The organism is Sphingobacterium sp. T2 (genome assembly GCF_000814685.1).
Taxonomy (GTDB): Bacteria; Bacteroidota; Bacteroidia; order Sphingobacteriales; family Sphingobacteriaceae; genus Sphingobacterium; species Sphingobacterium thermophilum.
In genome coordinates, this window is sequence record NZ_JXAC01000024.1 from 1 (window position 1) to 989 (window position 989).

Sequence of the window (989 nt, forward strand, 5' to 3'; positions counted from 1 at the left end):
TTTCGTTTAAATATAGATTATCTATTCAACATAGAAAAGTACAACTATTTATGAACACAAACAATACAATCCGAGAAAAGTAACKAGCCCCTTCGCCCCTTGTGGCTTTGAAAAAACAAATAATAATACAATATTTGTTATATTTATAAGGCGAAGAAAAGAGTATTATGTCCTATCAATTAGATAAGCTTGATCTTAAGATACTACGACTATTACAGGAAAATGGCCGTATTACGAATTTACAATTAGCGACAAACATTGGTTTATCGCCAGCACCAACATTAGAACGTGTCCGTAAACTGGAAAATTCGGGTTATATCAAGAGTTATCACGCTTTGGTAGATGAAGAAAAACTAGGTTTAGGCATTAAATCTTTTATACAGGTTTCGCTGGATTTCCACACGCACAACGCCATTCCAGAATTTGTGGAAGCCGTAAAAGCTATTCCCGAGGTTACAGAATGCCACCACGTGACCGGAAACTGCGATTTTATCTTAAAAGTCTATGTGAAAGATATAAAAGCTTATGAGGCTGTCATCATGGAAAAGATTTCAAAAATTCCTTTTGTGAAGACATTCCAGACCATGATGATCATGTCCACATCGAAGAAAGAACCAATTATACCTTTAGAATATTAATGAAAATCAACTATCAGGATTTTGCCATAATCTTGACATGGCCGGATGCCACGATCCGTGGCGATGAAAAATGGATGATGTTTTTCAAAAAAATAGGCCTTGTCAAAAATCTTAATTTTAAAGTTGGTCATACAGGCATCGTCATCGTCAACCGACAAACGGGAGAGATGCTCTTTTATGATTTCGGAAGGTATATCACCCCGCGAGGATACGGTCGTGCCCGCTCCCAAATTTTCAGACCCCCTACTAACGAACATCAAACCATTAAAACGACCAAATAAGAAAACAAACACCATCGTACAATTCWGGCAAAGAAATAMGTACAACTTTTCGAAAGAAATGAAACCTGCC

Annotated in this window: 2 protein-coding genes; both read left to right on the plus strand. The window is 37.0% G+C overall.

Features of this window, described 5'->3' with window-relative positions; all coding sequences use genetic code 11:
* Positions 1 to 167: 167 nt before the first annotated feature.
* Entirely contained in the window at positions 168 to 638 is a 471-nt protein-coding gene (locus tag SD31_RS02125) for an Lrp/AsnC family transcriptional regulator (RefSeq protein WP_039052927.1), read from the plus strand.
* A complete protein-coding gene (locus SD31_RS02130) occupies positions 638 to 919 on the plus strand; it encodes a DUF6695 family protein (protein WP_039052928.1) in 282 nt (93 codons plus the stop codon). The genes SD31_RS02125 and SD31_RS02130 overlap by 1 nt, the downstream gene beginning before the upstream one ends.
* Positions 920 to 989: the final 70 nt, after the last annotated feature.